We start from the raw sequence: 5,593 nt of genomic DNA, 5'->3' as shown, positions 1-5,593 counted from the left end.
GCTTGATTTTATCTCCGCTGGAGAACTGCCATGTCACGCTTAATTTGAGGCGTCTACGAGGGGATAAATCCGTACGCTCAAGCTCTGCAAAATCTGTTTTGATGCGCATGACCGCTCTGTTATGAATGAGGTTGAGCACCCCAAGATTGATCTGTAGCTGATCATTCAGCAAGCTCATATAGACACCTGCATCTAGATTATAGCGTAGCCCTACTTCATGGCTTAGATGCTTCTCTGCTGTCTGTCCAGTAGCCGATAGCGTTAGCCCCATTGTCTTACTCAATCTAAACTGCTGGGTGGCACTCCACCCCAACCAAGCACTGGAGATAGTCTTACCAGGGCTCTTCTCTGTGTTGTGTCTCACAAAGACCCTATTATTAGTCTGCCAAAAGTCCGACACACTGGCTGTATAGGAGAGCGAAGTATAGTGCTGTAGACTCGTGCCACTATTCTCGGGTCTCGTGTACACCACATCTGGCTGCATGGGGTCTTGATGAGCAAGCAGATGTATGATGTTCGCACCGCTTTTTAGCCTATAAGTCAGGATCCAATTGGGATTGATGTAGTAATTCGCCTCTACAGAATGAAAGGTTTCTTCCTTTAGATTTTGGTTACCTATGCTATACAGCTTCTCGTTTTGATAGACAGCCACAGGGCTATAGTAGCCATAATTAGGCAGCGAATAGTCTCGGCGATAAGCTATAGATAGGCCAGACTGCTTCTTCGGGTTAAGCATGTATTGCAACTGGACATTGGGATACAGACCCGAATAACGGTTCTTGATAGACGCAATCCGATTGATATAATCGCTATACTGCATATCTGTTAGCTGATAGGTTAGCCCTACCTGCACGAATGCTCGCTGACCAATCATGCGACTGTACTCTACCCACGGGGCAAAGTCCCCTCCAGAGATCTGGAAGTCTTGTTGCTTTACTTGAGTGAGTATTGTGCTGGCGATACCCGACATTTCGTTTCTGTCTCTCAGACGGCTAAAGCGAATCCCCAAGTTTACACTACTCCCCTTGCTCGACTTCAGTTCTAAACGAGGCTCCACATAGAGGTAGGAGAGCCTCTGCCTCAATTCATTCTCGTCATGAGTATTGAGCTCATAGTCTATATGATCGCTATTTCTCTGACTGAGGTACTCGACCTTGGTGGAGAAGGAAGAGTTTTTCCCGAAATTCAGATTAGCTCGATAGAGCAAGCCCGCATTACCTTCGATAAAAGAGCTTTGGGTCTTTTGTCTCAGGCTCAGCAGCTGCCCGTTGTGGTTGGTTTGATTGATGCGGTCCTTAATCAGATATAGCCCTCCATAAACTTGCAGGGATTGCGTCGGAGTAAGCTGATACTGTAGCCCCAAATTCTCTAGAAGAGCCAAGGACTCCTTATCCGAATGAAACTTTCGATCTACATGATGCGAGCCGTAGTTATCTTGACGCTTGTACCTTGTGCGATAATTCCCTGAACCCAGTTTAAGGCTGTTATATACAGATAGCTTACCAAACTGATATTGTAGCGTAGGAGTGAGGATGGCATCTATAAAACCCTCTCCATCTGCTTGTGCAGTCAAGCCAATTGCCCCAATAAGTCCCTCCTTCTGTCGAAGAGTTACACGCACGATGCCTCCTTGGGCTTCTTGCCCAAAAGAAGCTCCTGCATTGGGTATCACCTCGATATGCTTCACCATATTGGTAGGGATGGAGCCTAATTGTTCTGCCGTAATCTTGCGATCTCCAAGATAGATGATTGTATGGTCTTTACCATTGATCAAGATATTTCCACTAAGCACCTCGACTCCCTGTATATGGCGTAGAGTCTCCATGAGGCTCTTCCCTTTAGCTATAGGATTACCTTGGATGCGCACAGAGAGATCGCCCGAGGGAGAACGCTTGACATAGGAGTTAAGCACAACGACCTCGGATAGTTCGGTGGCATTACCCTCCAATATGATATTACAAACCGGCTGAGCAGCTATTGTGCGAGCCTTGTAGCCAATACACTTGGCGGTGAGTATATGCTCAGGCGCAGACAGAGCATCAAAAGCAAATCGCCCCTGGGCATCTGTCAGACAGCCAGATACGAAGGTACTGTCCGCACGCTTACGCGCAATAACATGGGCTAACTCAATAGGTTTCCCCTCGGCATCTACTACTGTACCTTTAATGGCTTGGGCTAAGAGAATTTGTTCACTACAGAGGAGTACTACGAGGAGTAGGAAGCATTTAGTTAGAGTCTTCATATGGTTCAAATTTCTGGTTTTATGTAGTTATCAATTTCTTGTTCTATCATACTCGTCGGATCCATAGCTATTGCTCTGTAGCTCGGCCATTACCCGAGAGGTCTTATCCTCTACAATCGCGACCTCAAAGGACGAGGCGATAAGCCTTCTACTGACGGCTTAACCTTATGAGCTACTCGTCCTCGTCTAGGTCCAAGACATGGATGTCGCTATGATCAAGCTCGGTCTGAATCTCCACGTAGAGCTGTCCTTCGTGTACGCCGATGCTCGATATTTGGTTAAGATTCCCTGGTGTGTAGTCAATCTTAACCTCTGGAAGCATCTCGTGTGTACGTAAGTCGATAGCCCCAACGTAGAAGTAATAGTTGAGTGTTCCATAGAAAAGATAGTCCTTGTAGACCGTCGTTACATAGGTACTGGTGTTATAGCCTGGGAACTGATACGTTTGAAAGGCTCCAGTCCGTACGTCTAGCTCTGCAAGCTCGTGATTATCTCCACGCTCATATCCATCCTCCCAAAGTGAAGAGCAGAAGAATACTAGTTTGTCGCTTCCATACTTTTGGTAGTATCTCGGCGCTCGATTTTCCCAAATAATCTTCCCAGATGGCACCTCCACACATGACACACGACTTTTATCTTCTTCCCCCATAGGAGGGAACCACACGATAACGACCTTATCCTCGTAGGGATAAACTTTGTAGATATAAGCACCTGGGAGGTCTAATTCCCAAAGCACAGCACCAGTAGCGAGCTCGATGAGCTGACAACCACCTTCCTTCGGTCCTCCTAAGGTGCCCCATAGGAGAGCATAGTCCCCAAACTGCTCGACGAGTCTATAGGGATATGATCTAGTCCATAATACCTCCCCGTTTTGAATATATCTGTAGATGTATTCCTCTTCCTCTTTCTCTTTATCTCGTTTATTCATGACATAGAAATGGGGGAGTTCACCTATCTTCGGATATCCTACAGCTTTGTCTACTTGTAGCTGTAGCTTAATCCCATCGGACATCATCTCGTAGATATCTCCACCAGGAATCATAGCCGCAAACACCCCTCCTCTCAAGCCTGGCTCAAGGAAAAGCATCTTACTAGAAACTTCGACCCTATTCAGTTCTGTGCTTTCTCCGCGAAACCACATAATGCCCAGAGGACTATTTCGTATGTTTCTTGCCCCTCTTATGATCTCTCGTACTTCTTTTATCTTCATAAGCTAGTTTATTACAAATACCTTATCTAACAACACCTCAATCACAGTATCCACATCAGCACATCCATAGTTTTTGGCCATGCCGTAACATAGGCTGGGGATAGATGCACATCCCCACCTCGAGCGTCCACTCATACTCGTCGGCTCCAGAGCTATTGTTCTGTAGCTTGAGCGTGACTGGAGGGGGCTTATTCTCTGCCTTCGCCCCGAAATAGCGTTGACACTTTACGGCATAGAGAACTAAGCCAAGAGGAGAGATATCGACCTTTGGAGCACTGCTTCTCTGTGTCCTCTTCCTCTTGTGGAGGATATAGATACTCCGGAGCAAAGTTCTCCGGATCATACTCTATGATAATTCCACACTTTAGGAAGTGCTTGTAGATGCTTTCTTCAGGTGCCCTCAAGTCTAGCTCGTAGATCCGCTCTTCACCAGTGTATACTGGTTTCTCATCCTATATTCGATACGCCTGTCGCTTTACCATCTCCTCTAATCTCTATTAGCTGCAAGCTGGATAGAGGAAGGGAATGACAGCTTAAAGATAGAAATATCCTCTTGGGCTGAAGCTACCTGCCGTAAAGGCTAGACATTTGGAACATCGACAGCGGGAGAAGGAGCGCCTCATAGAGGGTAGACACAAGCCCCTATCATGGAGCGGTGAAGCGACCCATCATGGGTAATCCATGCGACCCATTCATGGGTCACCTCGGCAACCCATGAATAGGTACTTCTCTGAGTGAAGAGAATGATCCTCCCCGACTTTCAACTTTTTCTGTTCTCCTCCACTCCCTGGCCTTTTCACTACCTTTGCAGAGGCGCCGATGAGCTGCGATTTGGCTGGCGGCGATAAAGTTAAACAGGAGCGATGAGCATCAATTATCAGGAATTAGTGCCGGAGAAGGCATTGGGCAAGGAGATCAGCCGACACATCTTCCAGACCTATCGGGCGAAGACCGGGCTGCCTCACGAGATCGAGCAGAACATCGAGCACATCAAGCGCTTGAACCCCGAATACGAATATCACCTCTTCGACGACGAAGACATCAAGGCCTTCATCCTCGAGCATTACGGCGAAGTCATCTGGGGCTATTACCAGCGCATCGCACCGATCTATGGTGCTGCCCGTGCCGACTTCTTCCGCTACCTCCTCGTCTACCAGCTGGGTGGCGTGTACATTGACATCAAGTCCTCCTTGGACAAGCCCCTCAAGGATGTCCTTCGCGCTGAAGATCAATTCATCCTGACGCATTGGGACAACCGCCCTGGCGAGCAGTACGAAGGCATCGGCATCTACCCCGAGCTGGGCACCCTTCCTCGTGGCGAATACATCCAGTGGTGCATTGCCTCCGTAGCGGGTCACCCCTTCCTGCGTGCCGTCATCCTGCAGATGCTGCGCAACATCGACGAATACACGCCCTTCCGTCACGGAGCGGGTCTATGGGGCGTCCTGCGCACGACCGGCCCCGTCATGTACACCAAGGTCATCGAAGCCATGCGCCCCACACTGGTCGAGGGGAAAGACTACCGCATGCTCGACAAGCCCCAAGAGATCGGCCTGCGCTACTCCATCTTTGATACGGCGGGTGTCTACGGCCACAAGAAGGCACTCAAGGCCAACTACAACAAGGCCTACACCCCCATCATCGTGACGCCCGACCGCCCGCTCTACGCCAAGTGCGCCAAGTACTATCTCTTCGCGCGCTTAGCCATCCGCGTCCTCGGCGACAAGATCGCCGCCCGCCTCAAGTAGCCACGCATAACACACAACACCTATTTTTTTACAGCTAACACCATACTACAGATAATGAAAAAAAATACGTACTGGATCATTTCGATATTATCCATATTAGCTTTTTCAACATCCGTCATATTGTTTCTTTGGAAACAAACCCTGTGGGACTTTGATAAACCAATTAAGGCTGAGACATGGGGATATTATGGTGGATTCGTTGGTGGGATCCTATCTATAGTAAGCATCATCCTACTTATTCGAACACTCCAAGAACAGCGAAGAAGCTCAAAATCTTCACAGCTCAACGATATCTTTTGGGGCCTACTAGCCCATCTACAGAGAGAAGTGGCTGACCTAAACACCACAGCTGAAGGCGGACAATATACCAATAAGGACTTCTTTGAAGAACTA

Annotated in this window: 4 protein-coding genes; 2 read left to right on the top strand and 2 right to left on the bottom strand. The window is 48.2% G+C overall.

The features are described from left to right. Both Q0336_RS06380 and Q0336_RS06375 read right to left on the bottom strand, forming a co-directional pair. Nucleotides 1–2,242 (bottom strand): outer membrane beta-barrel protein (locus Q0336_RS06380; protein WP_298526771.1); only part of this gene is annotated, 2,242 nt, incomplete at its 3' end. 172 nt (nt 2,243–2,414) lie between these two features. Then, the gene (locus tag Q0336_RS06375; RefSeq protein ID WP_298526769.1) at nt 2,415–3,452 is read right to left on the bottom strand and encodes a hypothetical protein; all 1,038 of its coding nucleotides are present in this window, start codon (nt 3,450–3,452) and stop codon (nt 2,415–2,417) included. Between the two features lie 863 nt (nt 3,453–4,315). Here Q0336_RS06375 and Q0336_RS06370 point away from each other — a divergent pair. Continuing rightward, nucleotides 4,316–5,200 carry a glycosyltransferase gene (locus Q0336_RS06370; protein ID WP_298526767.1) on the top strand — a complete coding sequence of 295 codons (885 nt, stop codon included), beginning with the start codon at nt 4,316–4,318 and terminating at the stop codon, nt 5,198–5,200. A 54-nt stretch (nt 5,201–5,254) separates the two neighbouring features. Continuing rightward, nucleotides 5,255–5,593: hypothetical protein (locus Q0336_RS06365; RefSeq protein WP_298526765.1), on the top strand; the 339-nt coding region annotated here is incomplete at its 3' end.

It is taken from the genome of uncultured Porphyromonas sp., from assembly GCF_938039215.1.
Lineage (GTDB): Bacteria > Bacteroidota > Bacteroidia > Bacteroidales > Porphyromonadaceae > Porphyromonas.
Note: the sequence above shows the minus strand (reverse complement) of the source record. Positions and strands in the feature narration are given on the sequence as shown.